Below are 22,079 nucleotides of genomic sequence, written 5' to 3' on the forward strand. Positions count from 1 at the left end.
GCACCTGCGGCCTGCTTTGGCCATAAACGGACACTGGCGGCCAAGGGGCTTTCTGGCTGGCTATCCCCCTGCTGGCCACTGAGTTGGTAGAACGTGACGATCGATTCCCACAGGGAGGCAGCATGCGCCCACCGCCAACTTCACGAATCATTGCCGCGCTTGCCATTCTGGCCGTCGCCGTCCCTTCAGTAGCCGCCTCGGCGGGTACCGCTGAGACCTCCAGCAGCGGTGTCGCCCTCGCCACCGTCCGCAATGTCAACGGCGCAGTGCTCGGCACCGTCAGTTTCTACATGGTCAACCGGAAGACGTTCGTCAGCGGAAGGCTGACCAGGCTTTCCCCTGGATTCCACGGGTTCCATGTGCACACCGCGGGTATCTGCGACCCGAAAGCCACCGACCCCAGCGGCAAAGTCGTGCCGTTTCATTCGGCCGGCGGCCACCTCAACCTCGAAGGCGTCGGCCATCCCCACCACACGGGCGATCTGCCATCACTCTATGTTTCCGCCGACGGCACAACCACAAGCATCACCGAGAACGACAAACTCACTGCGGCAGCGCTCTTCGACGCCGACGGCAGCGCGATCATCGTGCACGCACTACCGGACAATTTCGCCAATATTCCCAAGCGCTATTCGGCTACCGGCCCAGACGCCGAGACCCTCGCGACCGGAGACTCCGGCGGCCGGGTGGCATGTGGCGTGATCGTCCGACCTCATTGAACCGAAACAGCGCGGTCACCACGATCACGTATCGAGGTCGTCGAACTCGCCAGCCTTGCAGCCTTTGATCCACGCGGCGATCTCGGCTCGGTTGAAGAACACCACGCCTGCGTCGGGGTGGTTGCTGTTGCGCAGTGCGATCGTGCCATCGGCCAGTGAGGCGACCTCAACGCAGTTACCCGCGCCTGCACCGCCACTGCCCGAGAAGCTGCTCTTGCGCCATTCGGCGCGGGCCACGAGGCCCTTGTCGATCATCCGCGCTCTCCTTCGTTGTGGATCACCGGTAGCCCTTCGCGGCCTCCCCGATCAGGTCCACCGACTCGCTGGGTAGCCGCGTGGGGCCTGGCCTTCGACGATCACGCCGTGGTCGTCTCGGAGGGACGTGGGATGCGGATAAGCCTGGAAACTCCGGAAAACGCGCTGCGCCTGTTCACGTTCGGCAGCCACATCCGGGCTCGTCTCGTGTGGTTCAACCCGGACGCGGCCACGCCCGCCGAGGATGACAACGAGGCTGCCTGAAACGGGCGCGCTGTGGCTGCCGGGCCTGTTCCGGCCGCTTCTGCACGCCATTCCCGACACCGAGCGCCACACCGACTTCGACGGCCTGATCGTGCTCTGGGCCGCGTGCGGAGCACCCGCTCTCGGATGGACCGGAAGCGCCCTGTCGCACCCGCCCTGTCGAGACTGCGAACAGATCATCGGCCCGATGCCGACAACGGGCCTGGCCCACCAAAGACAATGGAAGGAGTGACCGGATCGTGGCCCGATCACCTCGCCCGCTGGTGAACCGGCGCATGATCGTCGGATACACCCAAGAGGGTCTGGCCGAGGCGTTGGGCGTTGATCGCACCACGATCGGCCGCTGGGAACGCGGAGAACAGCTACCCCAACCCTGGCAGCGCCCCGACCTCGCCTGCAAGCTCCACATCACGATGGAAGAGCTGGACGGGTTCCTCCGGCAGTCTGACCCCGAGCCGCCGACTTCGCCCGTTTGGCCTGGAGCCACCAGTCTTGGAATCTAACTCTGTGTACAGGATCTGATCATATGGGTAAACATGGAGAGTCGGCCGGGAAGGAGTAGGGGAGACCACGAATACCCGCCTCGGTGCAGGCACCCGCCAAGTCGATCACCGGCGACGTACACGGACTGCGATCTTGACTGCCAGTGCCGATGGCGGTACTGGCTGGTGGACCCGTGGCGCGGGTGATGTGAAGGAGTCCCTTGTGATGATCGGTCAGCTCGACCGTAGCGAGGTCGCCGCTCGGCTGGTGACGCCCGCTGCACCGCCGAGGGGCACGCTGAACGCGTTCGGGCCAGGCTTGGCCTGGCTTCCCGAACTGGTCAGCTGAAGGCGTTGCCCGTGGCGATTTTGGGGCGGCCGAAGGGAACTCGATCGCCTGCCTGCGCCGCGCGGTAGACCTCGGCTGTCGCGGCGGCTATGCGGGTCCAGTCGAAGTCTGTGGACAGCCGTGCCTTCGCTGCTCGGGCTCGGCGGCGGGCGGCAGCCGGGTCGTCGAGGACGGCCCTGATCGAGGCTGTCAGAGCATCGATGTCACCTGGGGTGAAGGACAGCCCCGTTTCGCCGTCGATCACGACCTCGCCGAGGCCGCCCGCAGTTGACGCGACCAGCGGCGCCCCGGCGGCGGCTGCCTCCAGCGCGACGATCCCGAACGGTTCGTAACGGCTCGGAAGTACCACCACATCGGCGGCTGCGAGGGCGGCGACGAGCTGGCGGTCGGTGAGGTGGCCGACGAAGTCCACGGATCGCCGCACCCGCGCTTTGCGAGCGTCCTCGACGAGCTCTGGCCCGTGCCGGCCCTTTCCGGCGACTACAAGGCGGGTGCCGGGGTGCGAGCGCCGTACCCGTGGCAGCGCGGCGATCAGGTCCTGCACGCCCTTCTCCCACTCCAGGCGGCCGAAGAACAACAACATTGGTCCGCCCTGCGGGTTGTGCCGCTGGTGCGTGGCACGAATGGTGGCCGCGGATACACGCCAAGACCTTGTCGTGATGCCGTTGTGGATGACGGTGATGTCGGCCGGGTTGAGGTCGAACAGGTGCGCTGCCTCTGCCCGCATCGCCGCCGAGCACGTCACCAGCGCGTCCGCTCGGTTGGCGAGCCACCATTCCACGGAGTGCACCTGCTGGTTCAACGGTTGGGACAGCCAGCCGCTGTGCCTGCCCGCCTCGGTGGCATGCAACGTGGCCACCAAGGGCTTGCCGGTGTGGTCGGTGAGAGCGACCGCGGCGTGGGTAACCAGCCAGTCGTGCGCGTGGATCACATCCGGGCACCAGTCGTCCAGAAGGGAGAGGCCTGCGCGCACCATGGCGTGTCCCATCGCCAGCGTCCAGGCCACCAGGTCACGCTCGAACATCAGGTGCGGAGGGTCCTCGGCCACCCGGATCACCCGGACCCCCTCGAGAACCTGGTCTGTCGCCGGGTGGGTCGATGCGTCCGTGCCAGCCTGGTGACGGCATAACACGACCACCTCGTGCCCCTGCCCGGCGAGGTGGGTGGCCAGGGCATGCACGTGGCGGCCCAGCCCGCCGACCACCACCGGTGGGTACTCCCAAGACAACATCAACACGCGCATGAGGCGTTGATCCTCGCATCCCCTGCCGCGGAGCTACTCGCCGGTACCCCTAACAAGTGCTTGGGCAAGAATCGCCCACGGGATTCGGCCGAGGGTGCCCCGTCCTTCAGGGCGAGGGTGAATCGGCCGGGCGTTTCCGGATAGCCGGGTCACGCCGCCACGCACGCAAGGTGTCCGGGTCGTACAGCACCGTCCGGCCGATCTTCACTGGTTGCGGGAAGTCGTCGTAGACGTAGCTGTAGCGGTACAGGGTGTTCCGGTCGACGCCGAGCAGTTGGGCGGCTTGTGGCGCGGAGATCAACCCTTCCCGTGCCGGAGGGACGACACCGCACCAGCGGTCGAGCGTACGTGAACCTCAACTCTTGCTCTGGTGAGAGTTGGAATCCCTCGCCGTCAGGCGGCGGAGGATGGCAAGTACGGCCCATGTGCGACGTTGGCCGATATCCGCCACGGCATTTCCCGGTGGGGTCAGTAGGTTTGACCGTAGTTGTGGCGAGTTGCAAGAGGTAGCCGATCCATCTCCTGGAGGGTTTGGATATGGCTGAGCAGAAGGTTCCGGCCTTGTATTCCTGTTCATATCTCGAAGAAGGGCAGGAAGAGCTGGCTGGGCCGCAGGTCGTGGCCCTGAGGAAGGTCCATCCCCCGCCAAGTCTGGCCAAGTTCCACACGTCGGAGATCCTGTTCGGCCCTGGCGCGCTGGCCGAGTTGGGGCATTGTGCGTTACGCCTCGGTGCACGCCGGCCGTTCCTGGTGACCGATCCGGGACTGATCGAGGCGGGGTGGGCGGACGAGGCCATCGGCTATCTCCGCTTGACCGGGATCCATCCGGTGACCTGGGACGACATCACGCCCAACCCGAAGGATCACGAGGTCGAGGCAGCCTACGAGTGCTACATGGAGGCTGGCAGTGACGTGATCCTCGCGGTCGGGGGAGGGTCGTGCATCGACGCGGCCAAAGGAGTGGCGATCTTGTCCGGCAATGGGGGCCGGATTCTTGACTACGGGGGTATCGATCAGGTGCCCAACCCGATCCCGCCCATGGTGATGGCGCCCTCCACCGGGGGTACCGGTGCCGACGTGACCCAGGTGTCGGTGATCACCGATACCGCCAACCTGGTGAAGGTCGCGATCCTCAGCCGCACCCTCGTCCCCGAGATCTCCGTGACCGACCCGCGGCTGCTCATCACTATGCCGGACGAACTGGCCGCCGCCACCGGTCTGGACGCACTCACCCATGCCATCGAGTCGTTCGTCTCGCGGGCGCACAACGTGCTGACGGACAATCACGCCCTGCACGCGGTCCGACTGATCGCAGGCGGAGCCCTGCTGCGCTCCATCGAGCAGCCGAAACTGGCAGGGCCTCGGCTGGCCATGGCGCAGGCCTCGCTGGAAGCCGGGATGGCGTTCAGCAACACGATCCTGGGTGCCACGCACGCGATGAGCCACCAGGTCGGTGGGCTGCTCGACGCCCCGCACGGGACGCTCAACGGCATCCTGCTGCCGCACGTGATCAGGTTCAACGCCGAAGCCGATCCCGCTCGATTCGTGCCGCTGGCCGCTGCGGCCGGGCTGCCCACCGAGTCGGTTCCGGCCGAGGAGGTCGCACTGGAGTTCGCCGAGTGGACTCGTCAGCTGGCCGACTCGGTCGGCGTGCCCAGAGGACTTTCCGCCCTGGGCGTGACCGAACAGCACGTGTCGAGTCTGGCGCGCACCACGCTCAGCGACGCCAATATGACGACGAATCCCCGGGACGCCACCGCATCCGACATCGAAGCGTTGTTCTACGCGGCCTTGTGAGGTCGTCCAGTGTCACGACGCGACGACGAGATTGGTGACCCGGTTGATCTGGGGGCGCTGACCGGGCTGCGCACGGGGAAACGCTCGTTCTACCCGGCCTATGTCCGGTCGAACGAACGGCTGGAACGAGCGGTCGAAGCACTGGACGGGATTTCTCACGCGCTCGTGCGCCGGGCCGAGGGCCCGCGAGCACTGGTCGAAGCGGTCGTGCGCGCAGCGGCGGAGCACTTGCAGGCGAGATGGCTGCTGTTCGCCATCGCCGACGGCACGCTGTGGGCAGCCCGCCCACGGTTCCTGTTGTTGACCGACAACCGGCTGATCGACGACGTCGCGCACCTGCCGGCCGAGGCACGCGAGCAGTTGGACGTGGCGCGCATGCGGCCGTGGGAGATCGCGACGCAGCCCCAGGTGCCCGGCCTGGTGCGTGCGCCGATGGCCCTGGACGGCGAGCCGGTCGGCGGAATCGTGGCCCAGCCGTGCCCCGACATCGAGGTGGCCAGCACCGACCTGGCTGTCATGCGTGTGCTCGCCAACCAAGCCGCAGTCGCGCTGTACAACTCGTATCTGTTCCAGGATGCGACCCACCTGCGTGGCCGCACCGAGCAGTTGTCCGCGGCAGCCGCGAAACAAGCTCGTGACCTCGCGGCCCGCAATGCCGAGTTGGCAGAGACCCAGCAGCGTCTTTTCGCCGCGATGCAGCGGCAGGCGCTCGACGACGAGCGCCGCCGGATCGCCCGGGAACTGCACGACAGCGTCACCCAGTACGTCCTGTCCGCCGGTATGACGATCGAAGTGTGCCGAGCGGAGCTGGCCACGATGGGAACGGCGGCCGCCGAGATCGCGGACAAGCTCAGCCCGGCCAAACGACTCACCCGATGTGCGGTGGAGCGGCTGCGTGGGGCGATCTACGCGCTGCACCATTCGTCGGACGAGCCGCCGGCCCCACTGCCCGTCATGCTGGCCCGTCTGTCCACTGTGCACCTGCCCAGCGAGCTCACCGTGGACGTGCAGGTGTTGGGCACGCCTACGCCGCTGTCACCCGAGGCCGAGCACTCAATTGTGCGGATCACCGGTGAAGCTCTTTTCAACGCCGCGTCGCACGGGCACGCCTGTCGGGCCATCGTCCGGCTTGTGTATGAGGCTGACCGGGTCCTGCTCACGATCTCCGACGACGGGACGGGCGACCCGGTGCAGCTGAGACGGAGAATGCGGCTGTCGCGGGAGGCCGCCTCGGACGGGCGGCATCGCGGTCTGGCGAACATGCTCGCCCGGGCGGACGAGCTCGGCGGCACGATGACCATCCTGCGTGCGCGTGTCGGCGGGATCATGCTGCGCGTGGAGATTCCGCTGCCGGTAGCCGTAAGAGGGGGCGAGACAGATGGTCATCCCTGACGCCCAGCCGGATCAGGTGCGGATCGTGCTGGTGGACGATCACGCGATCTTCAGGCAAGGGATTCGCTCGATCCTCGAACGGGAGCGAGACCTGAAGGTCGTGGGTGAGGCGAGCACGACAGGGGAGGCACTGGTCGTCGTGTCGCGTGAGCACCCCACCGTCGTGCTGCTCGACCTGAAGCTGTCCATCGGGACCGACACCGACGGATTGAACCTGTGCGAACAGCTCACCAGCCGCCACCCGGAGGTGGGCGTACTGGTGCTGACCACCTTCCTGGACGATGCGCTTGTCGTGGAGGCAGTCCAGCGCGGTGCGCGAGGGTATGTGGTCAAGGATGTGGACACCACTGAGCTGGTGCGGTCGATCCGGGCGGTGGCTCGCGACGAGAGCGCGTTCGACTCTCGCTCGGCAGCGGCGGTGGTCCGCTCGATGCGGGCCGAGCCCGCGCAAACTGTGCTCACCGAACGGGAATCGAAAGTGGTGGGGCTGCTCGCCCGCGGACTGTCCAACAAGGACATCGGCGCGCGACTGTACATCTCGGAGACCACAGTGAAGTTCCACCTACGCAACATCATGCGCAAGCTGAACGTGAGCACCCGTACCGAGGTGGTCTACGAGGCCACCAAGCTCGGTGTGCTCTAGCGTCCAGCGCGCCTTCAGCCCACATGGATCACCAGCCAGCCGCCGTCGAACTCTTCGGCGTCGAAACGCATTCCGGTGCGCATACCCATCTCGATCAGCCTGTCGCGGGAGAATCCACGAACGGGCTGGCGAGCCGCATTGGACTCATGGTGGGATCCAACCGCGACGATCACCCGGTGCCGGGCCAAGCGGACAGCCTCGCGCAGTACGTGGTGGCCTTCCTGGTCATCCAGGTGTTCGAGCAAGTGGATCACCGTCACTGTGTCCACCGCGTCGTCGGGCAGCGGTACGAAGGCGGCGTCGCACACCAGTGTCCGCAACGGGGTCCTGCGCCGGGCAGCCACTGCCGCCAGTAGCCGCACCGCGCCGGAAGAGATGTTCGAGGCCGTCACCGTGTTCTGGGCGCGCTCGACCAACAGCAAGGGCAGGAATCCCAAGCACGAGCCGAGATCGAGCACCTCGCCGGCCGGCACGAGCCGCAAGACCCGCTGCAACACATGTGCGCCGTCGGCGATCCAGGACTGCCGTGGGTCCCGCTGAGGCACCCGCCAGTATTCGTGGATACGCGCCAACGTGTTCTCGTAGAACGTGATCCAGGACTGCAGTGGATCATCTCCGGTCGAGCGGGCGACGCCGATGAACACGCGCTCGAACACCGAGGCGCCGGTCAGCCAGCCCGGGGCGAACAGTTCGTCGACGAGCAAGCCGCCGATGTCGGCGTCGAGCTGCTCCGGCTTGAGCCAATGGCTCACCTCCAGCCGACGGTCACACCGGCGCAGGCAGAAGTGCTCGGTGCGCACGATCGGCGGGACACGCTGTGGCCTCGCCGCTGGGTCCTCCCGTACCACCTGGACCAGGTCATCCTGGTCTGGGCCGGAGGCCAACGGGTCCATGGTGAGCATGGGCAACTCTGCTTTCGCGCTGGTGGTCATCGTCCGGTCAGTCCCCCGGGCCGCCCTGCGCGCGAGGTTCCATCCCGCCCAAACCGGCGCACAACGAAGGTAACGCGACGGTAATCGGCGCCAGTGCATCCGCCAATCCCTCGTTGGCTGATCCCGGTCGTGTGGGTATGAAGTCCGCACGGCTGGTCAGGAGGCACCTGCCCAGTCGGATAGGGGGAGAGGGGGCCAGAAGCACGGCGAAAACGGCCGGCCGCGAGAAGTACGGTCCATTCCAGGCACAGCCCAGGAGGATCACATGGCCCCAGACGGCGATGGCAGGCCAGGTCCACGCCGCTCTCCGGCGTCAGCGACCGGCGGTCGTACCGCCACGCCCGAGGCGGTCCGGCTTCCCAACGAGGTGACAAGCTTTGTAGGGCGCCGACAGGCGGTGGCCGCGGTGAAGCATGTGCTGTCCGGGGCGCGACTGGTGACGCTGACCGGTGTGGGTGGCGTCGGCAAGTCACGGTTGGCGCTGCGTGTGGCGAAGGACCTACGTCGGGCGTTTCCCGACGGCGTGTGGCTGGTCGAGCTGGCGACGGCGTGGGATTCGTCGCAGGTGGCGCAGAGTGTGGCGGGTGCACTGAGCTTGGGTGACTGGACAGGACGCGATCTCCAGGAGCTGGCGGATCACCTGGCATGCCGGCAGGCGTTGTTGGTGCTTGACAACTGTGAGCACGTGCTGGCCGGTTGCTGCATGCTGGCGAACGAGTTGTTGTCGACCGCGCCTGGCGTGCGGATACTGGCGACCAGCCGGGAGCCGTTGCGTAGCACCGCCGAACACGTCTGGCCGGTGCCTCCGTTGCCGGTTTCCGCCGTGGACGGGCCAGATGCGGACACCTCGCCGCGCCAGAGCGAAGCGTTGATGTTGTTCGAGGAGCGCGCGGCTGCCTTGATACCGGGATTCACCCTCAATGACGGCACTAGAGCGGCGGCGGCGCGGTTGTGTCAACGCTTGGACGGTGTCCCGTTGGCTATCGAGCTCGCCGCGATGCGCTTGCGCGCGTTGTCGGTCGAGCAGATCCTGGACCGGTTGGACGACGAGTTCCGGCTGCTCACCACAGGTTACCGCGGTGCGTCACCGAGACATCGGACACTTCGGGCCACAATGGACTGGAGTTTCGAGCTGTGCTCGACGGCCGAGCGTGCCCTGTGGGCGAGGTGTTCGGTGTTCCCAAGGGAATTCGATCTCCAGGCGGCGAATCGTGTGTGTTCAGGGGAGGGACTGACCGAGCACGACGTGTTTGAGGGCGTGGCCGGGCTCGTGGACAAGTCCATGCTGATCCGGGTGGAAGGCTGTGGTCGTGCCCGGTATCGGATGCTGGAGAGCATCCGCGAGTACGGCAGGCAGCGGCTGTCCGAGGCAGGCGAGGACGCCCTGCTCCGCCGCAGACATCGGGACTACTACCTCCGCCTGGCTGAGGAGTCCGACGTGGACTCCTGTGGTCCGCGGCAGGACGAGCTGGTGCGCCGGCTCCGTGCCGAGGGGGGCAACTTCGCCGCGGCGCTGGACTACTCGCTGACCGAACCGGGCGAGGCCAGGACCGGTCTGCGAATGGCTGTCGCGTTGTGGTTCTACTGGATCGCGTGTGGCTGTCTCGGTGAGGGACAGCGTTGGCTCGACCGGGCGCTCAGCCTCGGCACCGCGCCCAGTGGTGAGCGGGCCAGGGCACTGTGGGTCGCTGGATGGATCGCCCATCTGCGGGGCGATACGGTCGCCAGCGTGGCACTGCACGGTCAAAGCCGTGACCTGGCTTGGCGTCCGGAAGACAGGACCACGCTGACCCGTGCGGCATTCCTCGGTGACGAGCAGTTGTGGGCAGACAATCTCCTGCGTGCGCTTACGCTGTTGGAGCAGGCGCGAGATCGGCGCGGTGTGCAGGGCTATTGGCCCGCTCCTGCGTTGCTGACCTTTGCCCTGGGCTTCCCGGCCGCGGAACTGCCCGGGGAGATCGACAGTGCTATGGCGTTCTTCAGCGAGTGCCGTGTCCTGTGCGAGTCGATGGGTGAGCGCTGGGCGTCGTCATGGATGGCGTGGAACATCGGCGTCACCTGGTGGGCGATGGGTGATCCGGACAAGGCGTACGAGCATGCGCGCGATTGCTTGCGGACCAAGGCCGAGCTGGATGATCAAGTGGGTATTCCGTGTTGTGTCGAGCTGCTGTCGTGGGTGGCGGCTTGGCAGAGTGACTCGCGCCGGTCGGTTGTCCTGTTCGGCGCTGCGGAGAAGATGTGGAAGCCGCTCGGTCGGCCGCTGCTCGGTTCTGAGGTCCTGCTCAAGTGGAGCCGGGAAAGCCAGGTGCGAAGCCGTGAGGCTCTCGGCGATCAGGCGTACGACAATGCCTATCAGGAGGGCGCACGGCTGCGCCGGGACGAGATCGTCGCCTACGCGCTGGGCGAGCGGACCTCGTCATCCGGTGTCACCTCCCAGCCACCGGCGGCCAAGGACGAGCCGCTGTTGACCAAGCGGGAACGCCAGGTCGCCGAGTTGGTCGCCCGCGGGCTGTCGAACAAGGACATCGCGGCCGAGTTGGTGATCTCGCGCCGCACCGCGGAGGGGCATGTGGAGCGGGTTCTCACCAAGCTGGGCTTCAGCTCCCGTACGCGGATCGCGGCCTGGATCGCCCGCCAGAAGGAGAACTAGCCGTCACAGAACGAGGTCCCGGGCGTCGAGCCGGCCGAAGAGATGGTCCTGGGCGTGGAGCTCCTCGGCCCTGGCCAGGGCGCGGTCGTGATGGCCGAGCCGGAGCAGTTCGGCCAGCTCGCCGAAGCGCTCGATGTGCACCTTGGCGCGGCGCCGGGCGTAGTCGGCGGCGGAGTCCTTGGTCACCATGAACGCCCAGTCGCTGGACAGCGCCAGCAACGCCTCGCGGACAAGCTGGTCGGCGGCGGCGTTCCGGGACGTCGTGCCAAAAGTGTCCACAATGGATAAGAGATCGCGTTGCAGGTCGGCGCCTGCGGCGACCAGGTCGGCGACCTGCTCACCATCCCAGACCCGCCAGTCCTTGCCGGAGCCCCATGAAGACGCGGGCAAATCCACCCTGGAACCCAAGTGGCCCGCGTCGAGCGCGCCCTTGAGCGTGGTCACGCGAACGCCTGCCTCGGGCAGCTTGCGCAGGACCGTTTCCAGCCACGCTGGTCCTTCGTGCCACCAGTGTCCGAAAAGCTCGGTGTCATAGGCCGCTACGACAAGGGAATTCTCCGGAAGTCCGGTCAGCCGGCCGACCACTGTGTCCACGAAGTCGTCAGCATGTCGTCGCACCGCAACGGCTGCGCGCGCGGGATCGTACGGGTGCTTGTCCCACGGCTCGATGTGCTTGCCTGTCACGCGGGACGGCTTGAGCCCGGACGGGTGATCATAGGTGTGGAAGTCGCGATAGTCGGCGTGGCCGGGATATCCGGCTTTCGGCGACCAAACCCGGTACGTGACTTCGAGATCGCGGCCGAAGCAGACCACGTCGGAGTCGCCGACCGTACGTGCGGCAGCCGTGTCCCCGCGCAGGGACGGGCCGTCAACGAGAAAGCGCCGCACACCTGCGGCCGCGTACGTCGCCTCCATGCCCGGCGCGTAACCACATTCGGGTGCCCAGATGCCTTCCGGCCTTCGCCCGATCCGGATTTGCGTGTCCGCCAGGCCAAGACTCAAGGCGTAGTCTCGGATTCTCGAGTCCAGCAAAGGCTGGAACGGATGCGTCGCCGGACCGCCGAGCAGTTCGATCGTGCCCGCGTCGACAAATGGTCGCAGTACCGGCGAAAAACCGTGCCGCCACTGGGTTTCGAACGCGGTCAGTGCCTTTTCCGACGCGCGGTGTTCAGTCGCGGCCAACTCTTTGAGCAAAGGGTCGCCGTGTTGCCAGCGCACGGCGGCATAACATGCCCGCAGTTGCCAGTTTCCCAGCCAGTCATGGAAACCGCTCAGGCAATACGGGTCGTCCAGTTGGGCCGCGAGCACTGGCGTGACGCCCAAAGTCAGCACATCTTCCCGGCCTTCGTCGGCAAACCGTTGTAGCAGTTCGACGACGGGCAGATAGGAATGCGCCCAGGCTTGGTAGAGCCATTCCTCGCCGACCGGCCAGGAGCCGTGATGGGCGAGCCACGGCAGGTGGCTGTGCAGGACGAGGCAGAACGTTCCGATCGGTTTGGTCAAGGCTTGATCGCCACCCCGACCAGGTCGAGGCTCGAGTCCACATCAGACTCGACGATCTCGAAGTCCGCGCTGGTGACGGACTTGACAGCGCTCAGCAGCTCGGCGGGCCACGCCTCGCCGGAGACCGCGACGTCCATCTGTGCCTGGATGATCGACCCGAAAGTCGCATCGGCCTCCCGCAACTTGGGTCCGTGCCGAAGACCAGCCATCAGCTCGACAGTAAAACCGGCCCCAACCAGCAGCTCGGTCAGCTCGGCCGCATTGAGCTCCCGGGTGTGGAACGGGTTGAGCGGCGTATCCCGGCCGGGTGAGAACGTGATCCGGTTGGGAGTAGTGATCAACAACTGTCCGCCTGGCCGAAGCACCCGCATGCACTCGGCGAGGAACCGTTCCTGTTCCCACAAATGCTCGATGACCTGCAGATTCGCCACGACATCGATGGAACCGGACGCGAACGGCAGCATCACGAGATTGCCCCGCAGCATGCGCACCCGGGGGTACTTCCTGGCCACGTGCTTGGTGGTCAGCTCGTCGTAGTCCAGCCCGATCACTGTTCTCGCGCACTGAGCCAACAGATCGGCGCCGTAACCTTCGCCACAGCCTGCTTCCAGTACCATCGCGTCCTGACAGTACGGGAGCAACTTCGAATACGCCGCCTCGTGGCGCCGGAACCAGTAATTTTCCTCAGCGATGCCGGGCACGGTGCGCTCACCGGTCAGCGGCAGCGAAGCAGGATCAGCCGTCACCCACGCAGGCTAACCGGGTGTTTCGCAGAGGCGACCGAGTGGGTGGCACTGGCGTGTGGTGGCCATTGACCAGATTCGGATAGTTCGCCCATGAAGGCGGCGTGTCAGGATTTGTTTCCTGTTGATGTCGGTTCGATGGGCGTGAAGGTGGTGGCCAGTTTCGGGGCGCGGGGTGTTGCCGGCTTTCCCGTGGAGACGACCAGTTTCGTGGATCGGCGGGATGAGCTGGCTGAGGTGCGGCGGCTGCTGTCGGTTGACAGGCTGTTGACGCTGACCGGTGCTGCGGGGGTGGGTAAGACGCGGTTGGCGGTGCGGTTGGCGGAGCGGCTGTCGCGTGCGTTTCCTGATGGTGTGTGGCTGGTGTCGCTGGCGACACTCCAGGATGGTGCGCTGGTGCCGCATGCCGTCGCGGATGTGCTGGGGATCCGTGACGACACGGGTGGCGAGGTTCTTGATGTGGTTGTCGAGTATCTGCGGGAGCGGCGGCTGTTGTTGGCGCTGGACAACTGTGAGCGTGTGCTGGACGCGTGTGCGGCGCTGATGGGTGCGATCCTGCCGAGGGCGGCGGGGATGCGGGTGTTGGCGACCAGTCGGCATCGGCTCAATGTGATCGGGGAATACCTGTTGGAGGTGTCGCCGTTGGGTGTTCCGGTGCTGGAGGAACTGGCCCGGGGCGGGTTCGCGGTGAAAGCTTTTCCGGCTCTTGAGTTGTTCGCTGACCGTGCGGCCACTGTGGTTCCGGGGTTCAAGACGACTGCCGGGAATCTGGGGCATGTGGTTCGGTTGTGTCATCGGTTGGATGTCTGCCGTTGGCCATCGAGTTGGCGGCGGTGCGGTTGCGGTCGCATAGTCTGGAGCAGCTTGTTGAGCGGTTGGATGACCGTTACCGGTTGCTGACCGGTGGCGAGCCCACGGCGTTGCCTCGTCATCGGACGCTGCGTGCAGCGATGGATTGGAGTTACGAGCTGTCGGGTGTGGGCGTTGCTGTCGGTGTTCGTAGGCAGCTTCGACCTGACTGCGGCGGAAGCGGTCTGTGCCGGGGAGGACATCGGGCCTGTCGATGTTCTCGACACCGTCGCCGGGTTGGTGGACAAGTCCGTTCTGGTCAGCGAGCGTCACGGCGAGACGATCCGGTATCGGTTGCTGAGCTCGTTGCGGGACTACGGTCTGGAGAAGTTGACCGAGCTCGGCGAGGTGTTCGCTGCCCGGTGTCGGCATCGGGATCACTATCTGCGTCTGGCCGAGGCGCGCGAACGGCAGTGGTTCGGGCCGCGCCAGCTGGAGATCGCGGAGAACCTCCGGGTGGAGTTGGACAACTTCCGCGCTGCCTTGCATTTCTGCGTCACCACCCCGGGCGAGGCCCCGCACGGCCTGAACCTGGCCGGGACCCTGTGGTGCTACTGGACCCCCTGTGGAGCACACGGCGAGATGCGGCACTGGCTTCACCAAGCCCTGCGCCATGGTGCGAAACCAAGCGGTGTGCGGGTGAAGGCGCATTGGGCTGGCGGCACCTTCATAATGATCCACAGCCGCTCGGCCGCCGCACTGCTGGCCGGCGCCTCACCGGGCAGGTTGGCGCCGCTGCGTGAGGATCTGCCGGTCGCGACACCGGTGGCCGACTACATTCCCGGCTGGCAGCAGGCCAAGGGCGAGCTGGTGAGCTTTATCGTGCTCGGCCGGATCGAGCTTGCCTGCACGCTGGTGTTCCACGCGAGGCCCGACCAGGCTGTGCCGCTGTGTGTTGAGGCCCTCACCATGTGCGAGGCGCGTGGAGAGCAATGGGCCCGGTCGTATGCGTTGCGCACTCTTGCCCTGGCGTGGTGGGTGATGGGTCAGTATGACAGTGCCACCACACACGCTCACGATTGCCTGCGGCTCGAGTATGTCGTGCACGACCGGCAGAGTCTGGGCATGACGCTCGACCTGCTGGCTGCCATCGCCGCCAGCAAGGGTGACGCCGAGCGCGCGGCCGTGTTGCTGGGCGCGGCCGAGCGGATCTGGCGTGACATTGGCCATGGTCCGCTGGAGTTGCAGCGGCGTCAGGTTGGTCAGATCCGGGCGAGTGAGTGGCGGTCCCCGCGAGGTCCTGGGCGATCGTGGCTTCGAGCGGGCCTTCCGGCGCGGCGGTCAGCTTTCGCGGGACGATGTCGTCGTCTACGCCCTGCAGGATCGGCCCAAGGTTCCCGGGCGGCGCGAATCGCCCAGGACGGCCCCGGCCACGGCCGGTGAATCTTCCGGTACTCGGCTGACGCCGCGTGAGTGGCAGGTCGCGGAGTTGGTCGCTCAGGGGCTGACGGACAAGCAGATCGCGGCCGCTTTGGTGATCGCTCAGCGCACCGCGGAGGGGCATGTGCAGCGCGTTCTGGCCAAGCTGGGATTCACCAATCGCGTCCAAGTGGTCGCTTGGTTCAGTTCGACACAGCCTCCAGGCGAACGGCCAGAGTCGCGCTAGTGCCCTGGCCGCCGGGGCCGCGGCATAGCTTGAGCCGTCCGGTGAGTGCCTCGGCCAGCCGTAAGCCCGGGTTGCTGTGGGTGGATGTGGCCTGTGCGGTTCCGTTGCCGAGCAGGCCGGGGCCGTGGTCGGTGACCTCGCACAGTAGTTCCCCGTCGGTCACGTGCAGCACCAGGTGGCCCGAGCCGCCGCCGTGGACGATCGCGTTGCAGGCGATTTCCAACGCGGCCTGGACGAAGGTGCCCCGTACCGGTTCGCTCACCCCGGCCCGGAACAGGCTCTCGGCCACCCTGGCTCGTACCAGTGGGAGGTCGGATCGGGTGAAGCCGAGCCGCAGCAGGCAGTTCTCGTTCACAGTTGCTCCTCCACGTCTGCCTGCACGCTGAGCTGCAACTGGGGCACGGTGTCGGAGCCGAGCCCGCGCAGGACCAGTTCGAGCAGCGGTCCGCAGCGGATGGTGACCTTGCTGCCCTCGGGTAGCGCGGCGGCGAAGGTGATCAGCTGCCAGGCGCAGTGCGCCTCCATGAAGCACAGGTCGGTCAGGTCCAGCTCGAAGTGGAAGGGCGCCCGGATATCCGGCTGTTTCAGGGCTTCGCGCAGGGCCGCAGTGAACTCCTCGCGGGTGGACAGCTCCGCGGAGCCCGCGATCCGCGTTCCGTTTCGGAGTCCGGGTGACATCGACCGCGTCGAGGCGTTCCATGACCTGGATCGGATGAACCGCACGCGTCGCGGCCACCACGTGATCACTGAACCGCCGCTGGTCGTACCAGCAGATCGCGCTCAGGCGAGGATCAGCGAACAGCGGCTCCACCGAGGCTTCGTAGTCCACCACCTCTTCGCTGTCCACGCCTGGCTGCAGCGCCCAGGTCATGTCGGCCGCCACCCGCATCCCCGGCCAGCCTTCGCGACAGGCGCGGTCAAGTTCGGTGGCGTACGTCGCGATCTGACGCTCCTTGTCGAAGGAGCTGTCCGGCAGGTAGACGGACGTATTGCGTTCGATCACCAACTGGCCGCTGTCCAGGGCGGCTTCCACATGACCGCTGCCGCCATCCATCCGTGCCACCGCATCGTCGTCGCTGAGATCACTGGGGTCCAGGACGCACGTCGAACTGTATGCCCCTCTACACCCGTCAGGGGGACGCTCCCGGCAAGGCCACTGTCGGCCAATGCCGGATGCCGCCAGGTATTCCGGAGCGACTAGCGACGAGCACTCCCGGGCCCGGGGACGTTCCAGCTGGACAGATCCAGTTCGTGCAGGTCGGCGGGTTCGGGGGCGAAGTACCGGCCGAGGGCGGTGTCCGCGCCGATCTCGCGCCACCAGTCGGCCTGTTCGGCGGTTTCGATGCCGTCGACGGTGATGGCCGCGCCCGCGAGGTGGGCGACCTCGATCAGGTCAGTCAGCGTCCGTGTGATCAGACTCGACTTGCCGGATCGCAGGCGTTCCACGAGTCGGGGCGCGATCCGGGCGGACGACGCGGGCAGGTCTTCCAGGCATTCGATGTCGCCCGCGGCGCTGCCGAAGTCGTGGACCTCCATGGTGATGCCGTTGTCCGCGAGGACGCGGAAGTTGTCGACCGACTCGCCGCGGTCGGCCAGTAGGACCGACGCGGGCATGCTGATCCGCAGCAGCGAGGGGTCCATCTCGGCTTCCGTCAGGCGGATCAGGACCGCGCCGACCAGATCGGGGTCACAGGCCTGGTTCGCGGTCAACGCCATTGTCAGCGGTAGTGCGGTGCCGTGCTCCGTGTTCCACCACTGGACCTGCTTACCGGCTTCGTCGAGCAGGGTGTCGCGCAGCGGCACGATCAGACCGGTCTGCTCGGCCAGTTCGAGGCACAGCGAGTGCGAGATGACCTCGGACTCGTGCTCCCACCGCAACAGCGCCTCGAATCCGGCACGGCCGCCGTCGGACAGCCGGATCAGCGGACGGCACACGACCGTGATCTCGCCCATCTCCAGCGCGCCCGGCATCTGGGCGGCCAGGCTGAACCTGGAGCGGTCCCTGGCGTCCTCGGCCGAGTCGAACAGGCCCCACTGCCGTCTGCCGTTGGCTTTCGCGCGCCGCAACGTCATGTCCGCGGTCCGCAGCAGCTCGTTGACATCGGCGTCCGCGGGCGGCTTGTGCACCACGCCGATGCTCGCCGACGCGGCCACGCCCCGGCCGTCGAAGTAAATCGGTTCGGCCAGCTCCTCGTTGATCGACGCGATCATGCTGACCAGGTCCGGTGTGGTCTCGGAGTTCTGCACGATGATCGCGAACTCGTCACCGTCGAACCGGGCGACCATCGCGTTCTCGCCGGCCACCACGGCCCGCAGCCGTTGTGCCACGTTCATCAACACCCGGTCGCCGACGCTGCGGCCGAGGCCGTCGGTGATCATCGAGAAGGCGTCAAGGTCCAGGTGGTAGAGGGTCGCGCCGATGTCCGGATCCGCTTGGCGCAGCACGCTTTCCAGCCGCGTGGAGAAGTACTGCCGGTTCGGCAGGCCGGTCAGCACGTCGTGCAGCGACTGGTGCGACAGCTGGCCCTGCAGCAGCGACATCTCGGTCTCGTCGTGCACGCTGACCAGCAGGTGGGTCGGTGTGGAACCGTTGTCGCGCAACACGGTTATCGACATGCTGGCGCGTACGGCTTCGCCGTCCTGGCGGATCAGCCTGCGCTGCTGGTGCAGCCGCTCGGCCCAGCCGTCGGCGAGGTCACGGCACGCCGCCTTGAGGAACGGCGCCTCGTCCGGGTCGACCACGTCGAAGAGCGTCACGTCGTCGAAATCCGTGCGGTCCAACATGTTCTGCAACGCGGGGTTGGCGCGGACGAACGCGCCGGTCAGCTCGACGATGGCGATCCCGCTCGGTGAGGAGGTGAAGATCGCGTCGAACCGGGCCTGGGTCGCGCGTGCCTGGCGCTGCGCGTCGGACCCGGCGCGGACCAGCGCCTCCTTGATGTCCTCCTGCTGGGTGAAGATGAACTGCCTTGCCGCTTCGAGGTAATCCGACGCGATCACGCCGAGCAGCTGGACCGCGCGCTCCTCGCGCTTGTCGTCGATCCGGTAGAGCTCGGGCTCGCTCAGCAGCGCTTTGCCAAGCACGTCAATGGTTCTACGCAGACTCGTCGGACCGGTGCACCTCATGTCGACCAAGCGGGTGCCGACGCCGGTCGCGAGATCCGCGTTGAACGGCTCGCTCAAGGCCGCGTTGAACACGACGTCCACCAGCTCGTGCATGGCCTGGTCGATCTCCTGCTGGGAGAACGGCAGGTACGTGCTCGAGCTGAGCAGGTACGCCCACTTGCGGGCCACCTTGACGCGTGCCCTGGCGTGGTCCGCGGGTGTGCGGGCCGGGCCTGCGGGCGTACGCGAGCCGTCGTGGAGCGGTGAGGTCATTTCCCTCTGCCCAGTTCAGTGCCGGGTGGAGCCGGAGCGTGGATTACTCCGTGGCGAGAGCGTACCGACTGTGGTGCTTGATCGGCCACGTGCCAATCGGCTTCGCTCGATCGGGTGAACAGCCTTCGGCGTTGATCAGGCCAGCCGTCGTCGGCGTCCGGCCTGATCACGGCCGTAAGCAGGGAAAATCCTTCCGTAGAGTAGGAACGGCGACATGACGCCATCGAGCGATCGGCGGGGGCGAATGGTCTGTCCGGCGGACCGTCGCCGCCAGTCGGATGTGACGCTCTGTCACCGGTAAAGCCGCTGATGGGCTATTCAGCTCTGGACACCGTGATGCCGACAGCGCCGGGCCCGACGTGCACGCCGATCGAGGAGGACACCTCGGTGATGACGGCGTCGCGCACGTGGTTCAGCCGTGGCTTGAGTTCTTCGAGGATCGTGCTGGCGCGGCCCATGTTGCCGAAGTGCTCGACCGCGATGTCGACCATGCCTTCGCCCGCACGGGACACGGCGGTCTCGACCATCTTGCGCAGCGCCCGGTCGGTGCCGAAACCCTTGTCCTGTGGCGCGATCTGGCCTTCCTGGACGGTCAGCACCGGCTTGAGCGACAGCGCGCTGCCGACCAGGGCGGCGGCCGCGCCGATCCGCCCGCCGCGGCGCAGGTACTCCAACGTGTCCACGTAGATCAGCTCGGAGCTGGCACGGCACCGCTTGACGGCGGCGTCGATGACCCGGCGGGGGTTGCCGCCGGCCCCGGCGACCCGGGCCGCGGCGAGCACGGCGTAACCCAGGCTCATTCCGCACGTGGCCGAGTCGACGATGTGCACGGGCATCCGCATCTGGCCGGCCGCGCGGCTGGCCGCCTTGCAGGTCTCCGACAGCCGGGAGGACACGTGGATCGACACGATCGCGTCGGCGTGCTGGGCGACCTGCTGGTAGAGCCGGTAGAAGGTGCCTGGGTCTGGCGGCGCGGTGGTGACCGGGGTCCGGTTGCGCATCGCGGAGATCAGATGGTCGGCGGGGACGAACTGCTCTTCGGCGACCTGGTCGCCGATCCTGATCTGGATCTGGGCGATCGACACTCCCCACTGCCTGGCGAGATCCGCCGGAAGGCAAGCGGTGGAGTCGGTCACTACAGCTACACGGCCGTGCATGGGAAGCGAGATTAACTGTTATCACCCGGATGGACGCAATCAGTAGTGATCCACTTGGCCCGCCCAACCGTTTCCGTCGCACGTCACAGGCCCGGGTGAGTACCGTCACGCCGGGCATGTCGAGTGAAAATACTACCGATGGGTAACATAGCCCATGAGTGTCGCAGGCCACCGCGCCCGCACGGGGTCGGCGTGGGATCGTCTACCCAACTGCAACAGCAAGGCCTCAAGAAAACAGCAAGTCGTGTACGGGAGGTCGAAGAAGACCCATGCCTAACATCGTTGTCCTGGTCAAGCAGGTGCCTGACACCTACTCGGAGCGCAAGCTCGCGAGTGCTGACCACACTCTGGACCGTGCGTCGGCGGACGCCGTGCTCGATGAGATCAACGAGCGCGCCGTCGAGGAGGCCCTGCAGATCAAAGAGGCGCAGGGCGGCGAGGTGACGGTGCTGACCGTCGGCCCCGAGCGGGCCACCGACGCGATCCGCAAGGCGCTGTCGATGGGCGCGGACAAGGCCGTGCACGTCAGCGACGAGTCGCTGCACGGTGCCGACATCATCCAGACCGCCAAGGTGCTGGCCAAGGCCATCGGCACAGTCGAGGGCTACGACCTGATCATCGCGGGTAACGAGTCGACCGACGGTGTCGGCGGCGCGATCCCGGCCATGATCGCCGAGCTGCTCGGCCTGCCTCAGCTCACCCACGCGCGCAAGGTCGAGATCGACGGCAGCAGCGTGAAGGTGGAGCGGGAGACCGACACCGGTCGCACGTTCCTCGAGGCGAGCCTGCCCGCGGTGATCAGCGTCGGCGAGAAGATCAACGACCCGCGTTACCCGTCCTTCAAGGGCATCATGGCCGCCAAGAAGAAGCCGGTCACCACCCTCACCGTGGCCGACCTCGGCATCGACGCGGGCGAAGTCGGCCTGGCGAACGCCGCCACCTCGGTACTCGAGTCGGCCCCGAAGCCGCCGCGTGCCGCGGGCCAGCAGATCACCGACGAGGGCGACGGCGGCAGCAAGATCGCCGAGTACCTCGTCTCCCAGAAGCTCATCTGACCAGCCGCGAGGAGGAGAACACAGTCATGGCAGAGGTTCTGGTCCTCGTCGACGAACTCGACGGCGAGGTCAAGAAGGTCACTTACGAGCTGCTCACCCTGGCCCGCAGGCTCGGCGAGCCGTCGGCCGTCGTGGTCGGCGCGCCGGGCACGGCAGGCAAGATCAAGGACGCGCTCGGTTCGTACGGCGCGGCCAAGGTCTACGTCGCGGAGTCCGACGACGCCGCTGGCTACCTGGTGACCCCGAAGGTCGATGTGCTCGCTTCCCTTGTGGAGCAGGCATCTCCGGCCGCGGTGCTGGTGCCGGCCACCGCGGAGGGCAAGGAGGTGTCCGGCCGCCTGGCGATCCGGATCGGCTCCGGTCTGCTCTACGACGCGGTCGACATCGACGCCGACGGGACCACGACGCACTCGGTCTTCGGTGGCGCGTACACCGCGAAAGCCAAGGCCAACAAGGGTGTTCCGGTCGTCTCGGTGCGCGCGGGCAGCGTTGAGCCCGAGCAGGCCGAAGGCGCGGCCGCGGAGAGCGCCGTCGAGGTGCCCGCGGTCGACGCGGCCAAGGCCACCAAGATCACCGGCACCGAGCCGGTCGTCGGCGGTGACCGTCCGGAGCTCACCGAGGCGTCCGTGGTCGTGTCCGGTGGCCGTGGTGTCGCCAGCGCGGAGAACTTCGGCGTCGTCGAGGCGCTCGCGGACGCGCTCGGTGGCGCGGTCGGTGCGTCTCGAGCCGCGGTCGACTCCGGCTACTACCCGCACCAGTTCCAGGTCGGGCAGACCGGCAAGACCGTTTCGCCGCAGTTGTACATCGCACTGGGAATCTCCGGTGCGATCCAGCACCGCGCCGGAATGCAGACCTCGAAGACGATCATCGCGGTGAACAAGGACGCCGAGGCGCCGATCTTCGAAATCGCCGACTACGGTGTCGTCGGTGATCTTTTCCAGGTCGCGCCGCAGTTGACCGAAGAGATCGGCAAGCGCAAGGGCTGATCAAGATCATCCCAGTTGACGGCCCCCGCGCGGTTCTGCCGTGCGGGGGCTCTTTTATTCCCTGATCCTCGCCGTA

General features: G+C 66.8%; 24 protein-coding genes and 1 pseudogene. 14 read left to right on the forward strand and 11 right to left on the reverse strand.

Annotation, left to right across the window (positions count from 1 at the left end):
- Positions 1-122 precede the first annotated feature (122 nt).
- Positions 123-719 (forward strand): superoxide dismutase family protein, encoded by a 597-nt coding sequence (locus B9C43_RS32120; protein WP_084430594.1) that lies wholly within the window; start codon positions 123-125, stop codon positions 717-719.
- A 24-nt stretch (positions 720-743) separates the two neighbouring features.
- On the opposite strand, the gene B9C43_RS32125 is transcribed toward B9C43_RS32120, so the two are convergent.
- On the reverse strand, positions 744-974 hold the full coding sequence (locus tag B9C43_RS32125) for a DUF397 domain-containing protein (protein ID WP_084430595.1): 231 nt from the start codon (positions 972-974) through the stop codon (positions 744-746).
- 132 nt (positions 975-1,106) lie between these two features.
- Between B9C43_RS32125 and B9C43_RS59680 the strand changes: the two genes are divergently transcribed.
- The 4 genes from B9C43_RS59680 to B9C43_RS59685 all read left to right on the forward strand — a co-directional run bounded on the left by B9C43_RS59680 (position 1,107) and on the right by B9C43_RS59685 (position 2,069).
- Positions 1,107-1,238, forward strand: a complete 132-nt coding sequence (locus B9C43_RS59680; protein WP_268811599.1) for a hypothetical protein — start codon at positions 1,107-1,109, stop codon at positions 1,236-1,238.
- Complete coding sequence (locus tag B9C43_RS32135; protein ID WP_084430596.1) at positions 1,219-1,470, forward strand: hypothetical protein; 252 nt, start codon at positions 1,219-1,221, stop codon at positions 1,468-1,470. The genes B9C43_RS59680 and B9C43_RS32135 overlap by 20 nt, the downstream gene beginning before the upstream one ends.
- Positions 1,471-1,477: 7 nt before the next feature.
- The gene (locus B9C43_RS32140) at positions 1,478-1,741 is read left to right on the forward strand and encodes a helix-turn-helix transcriptional regulator (protein ID WP_143446748.1); all 264 of its coding nucleotides are present in this window, start codon (positions 1,478-1,480) and stop codon (positions 1,739-1,741) included.
- 202 nt (positions 1,742-1,943) lie between these two features.
- Positions 1,944-2,069, forward strand: a complete 126-nt coding sequence (locus B9C43_RS59685) for a hypothetical protein (protein WP_268811600.1) — start codon at positions 1,944-1,946, stop codon at positions 2,067-2,069.
- Here the strand turns inward: B9C43_RS59685 and B9C43_RS32145 are convergent.
- Positions 2,062-3,312, reverse strand: coding sequence for a glycosyltransferase family 4 protein (locus tag B9C43_RS32145; RefSeq protein WP_084430597.1), 1,251 nt, complete (start codon positions 3,310-3,312; stop codon positions 2,062-2,064). The genes B9C43_RS59685 and B9C43_RS32145 overlap by 8 nt on opposite strands.
- 106 nt (positions 3,313-3,418) lie before the next feature.
- Positions 3,419-3,613, reverse strand: coding sequence for a helix-turn-helix transcriptional regulator (locus tag B9C43_RS32150; RefSeq protein WP_033380459.1), 195 nt, complete (start codon positions 3,611-3,613; stop codon positions 3,419-3,421).
- A gap of 236 nt (positions 3,614-3,849) precedes the next feature.
- On the opposite strand from B9C43_RS32150, the gene B9C43_RS32155 reads away from it, so the two are divergent.
- The 3 genes from B9C43_RS32155 to B9C43_RS32165 are packed head-to-tail and all read left to right on the forward strand — an operon-like array spanning position 3,850 to position 7,144.
- Positions 3,850-5,109, forward strand: a complete 1,260-nt coding sequence (locus B9C43_RS32155; protein WP_084430598.1) for an iron-containing alcohol dehydrogenase — start codon at positions 3,850-3,852, stop codon at positions 5,107-5,109.
- A gap of 9 nt (positions 5,110-5,118) precedes the next feature.
- Positions 5,119-6,501 carry a MadS family sensor histidine kinase gene (locus B9C43_RS32160; protein ID WP_235038974.1) on the forward strand — a complete coding sequence of 461 codons (1,383 nt, stop codon included), beginning with the start codon at positions 5,119-5,121 and terminating at the stop codon, positions 6,499-6,501.
- Positions 6,488-7,144, forward strand: coding sequence for a MadR family response regulator transcription factor (locus B9C43_RS32165; protein ID WP_033380455.1), 657 nt, complete (start codon positions 6,488-6,490; stop codon positions 7,142-7,144). The genes B9C43_RS32160 and B9C43_RS32165 overlap by 14 nt, the downstream gene beginning before the upstream one ends.
- 14 nt (positions 7,145-7,158) lie before the next feature.
- Here the strand turns inward: B9C43_RS32165 and mftM are convergent, their stop codons facing one another.
- The gene (gene mftM / locus B9C43_RS32170; protein WP_084430599.1) at positions 7,159-8,076 is read right to left on the reverse strand and encodes a mycofactocin oligosaccharide methyltransferase MftM; all 918 of its coding nucleotides are present in this window, start codon (positions 8,074-8,076) and stop codon (positions 7,159-7,161) included.
- 265 nt (positions 8,077-8,341) lie between these two features.
- Here mftM and B9C43_RS32175 point away from each other — a divergent pair, with 265 nt between their 5' ends.
- Complete coding sequence (locus B9C43_RS32175; RefSeq protein WP_084430600.1) at positions 8,342-10,726, forward strand: ATP-binding protein; 2,385 nt, start codon at positions 8,342-8,344, stop codon at positions 10,724-10,726.
- A gap of 3 nt (positions 10,727-10,729) precedes the next feature.
- On the opposite strand, the gene B9C43_RS32180 is transcribed toward B9C43_RS32175, so the two are convergent.
- Both B9C43_RS32180 and B9C43_RS32185 read right to left on the reverse strand, forming a co-directional pair.
- The gene (locus tag B9C43_RS32180) at positions 10,730-12,229 is read right to left on the reverse strand and encodes a 1,4-alpha-glucan branching protein domain-containing protein (protein WP_084430601.1); all 1,500 of its coding nucleotides are present in this window, start codon (positions 12,227-12,229) and stop codon (positions 10,730-10,732) included.
- Positions 12,226-12,975, reverse strand: a complete 750-nt coding sequence (locus tag B9C43_RS32185) for a class I SAM-dependent methyltransferase (protein ID WP_200825792.1) — start codon at positions 12,973-12,975, stop codon at positions 12,226-12,228. Before B9C43_RS32185 ends, B9C43_RS32180 begins: the two co-directional genes overlap by 4 nt.
- Positions 12,976-13,110: 135 nt before the next feature.
- On the opposite strand from B9C43_RS32185, the gene B9C43_RS57725 reads away from it, so the two are divergent.
- The 3 genes from B9C43_RS57725 (at position 13,111) to B9C43_RS60235 (ending at position 15,427) form a co-directional block, all read left to right on the forward strand.
- A complete protein-coding gene (locus B9C43_RS57725) occupies positions 13,111-13,872 on the forward strand; it encodes an ATP-binding protein (protein ID WP_235038975.1) in 762 nt (253 codons plus the stop codon).
- Positions 13,873-13,947: 75 nt separating this feature from the next.
- Entirely contained in the window at positions 13,948-15,204 is a 1,257-nt protein-coding gene (locus tag B9C43_RS57730; RefSeq protein ID WP_200825794.1) for an ATP-binding protein, read from the forward strand.
- 16 nt (positions 15,205-15,220) lie between these two features.
- Positions 15,221-15,427: a response regulator transcription factor gene (locus B9C43_RS60235; protein ID WP_407657142.1), complete on the forward strand. Its 207-nt coding sequence runs from the start codon at positions 15,221-15,223 to the stop codon at positions 15,425-15,427.
- Here B9C43_RS60235 and B9C43_RS58790 read toward each other — a convergent pair.
- The 5 genes and pseudogenes from B9C43_RS58790 to B9C43_RS32210 all read right to left on the reverse strand — a co-directional run bounded on the left by B9C43_RS58790 (position 15,384) and on the right by B9C43_RS32210 (position 19,962).
- The gene (locus tag B9C43_RS58790) at positions 15,384-15,782 is read right to left on the reverse strand and encodes an ATP-binding protein (protein ID WP_084430602.1); all 399 of its coding nucleotides are present in this window, start codon (positions 15,780-15,782) and stop codon (positions 15,384-15,386) included. The genes B9C43_RS60235 and B9C43_RS58790 overlap by 44 nt on opposite strands.
- On the reverse strand, positions 15,779-16,105 hold the full coding sequence (locus B9C43_RS58795) for a hypothetical protein (RefSeq protein ID WP_235038976.1): 327 nt from the start codon (positions 16,103-16,105) through the stop codon (positions 15,779-15,781). The genes B9C43_RS58790 and B9C43_RS58795 overlap by 4 nt, the downstream gene beginning before the upstream one ends.
- A 43-nt stretch (positions 16,106-16,148) precedes the next feature.
- Positions 16,149-16,661: pseudogene (locus tag B9C43_RS60240) on the reverse strand (MEDS domain-containing protein); the annotation flags it as partial.
- A complete protein-coding gene (locus B9C43_RS32205; protein ID WP_084430603.1) occupies positions 16,625-18,805 on the reverse strand; it encodes a putative bifunctional diguanylate cyclase/phosphodiesterase in 2,181 nt (726 codons plus the stop codon). The gene B9C43_RS32205 and the pseudogene B9C43_RS60240, both read right to left, overlap by 37 nt.
- A 314-nt stretch (positions 18,806-19,119) precedes the next feature.
- Complete coding sequence (locus tag B9C43_RS32210; protein ID WP_033380448.1) at positions 19,120-19,962, reverse strand: DegV family protein; 843 nt, start codon at positions 19,960-19,962, stop codon at positions 19,120-19,122.
- Positions 19,963-20,231: 269 nt separating this feature from the next.
- Here B9C43_RS32210 and B9C43_RS32215 point away from each other — a divergent pair, with 269 nt between their 5' ends.
- Both B9C43_RS32215 and B9C43_RS32220 read left to right on the forward strand, forming a co-directional pair.
- Positions 20,232-21,017 carry an electron transfer flavoprotein subunit beta/FixA family protein gene (locus tag B9C43_RS32215; protein ID WP_033380447.1) on the forward strand — a complete coding sequence of 262 codons (786 nt, stop codon included), beginning with the start codon at positions 20,232-20,234 and terminating at the stop codon, positions 21,015-21,017.
- Positions 21,018-21,043: 26 nt separating this feature from the next.
- Positions 21,044-22,003 carry an electron transfer flavoprotein subunit alpha/FixB family protein gene (locus B9C43_RS32220; protein ID WP_033380446.1) on the forward strand — a complete coding sequence of 320 codons (960 nt, stop codon included), beginning with the start codon at positions 21,044-21,046 and terminating at the stop codon, positions 22,001-22,003.
- Positions 22,004-22,079 lie beyond the last annotated feature (76 nt).

The organism is Kibdelosporangium aridum (assembly GCF_900176515.1).
GTDB classification, from domain to species: Bacteria; Actinomycetota; Actinomycetes; order Mycobacteriales; family Pseudonocardiaceae; genus Kibdelosporangium; species Kibdelosporangium aridum.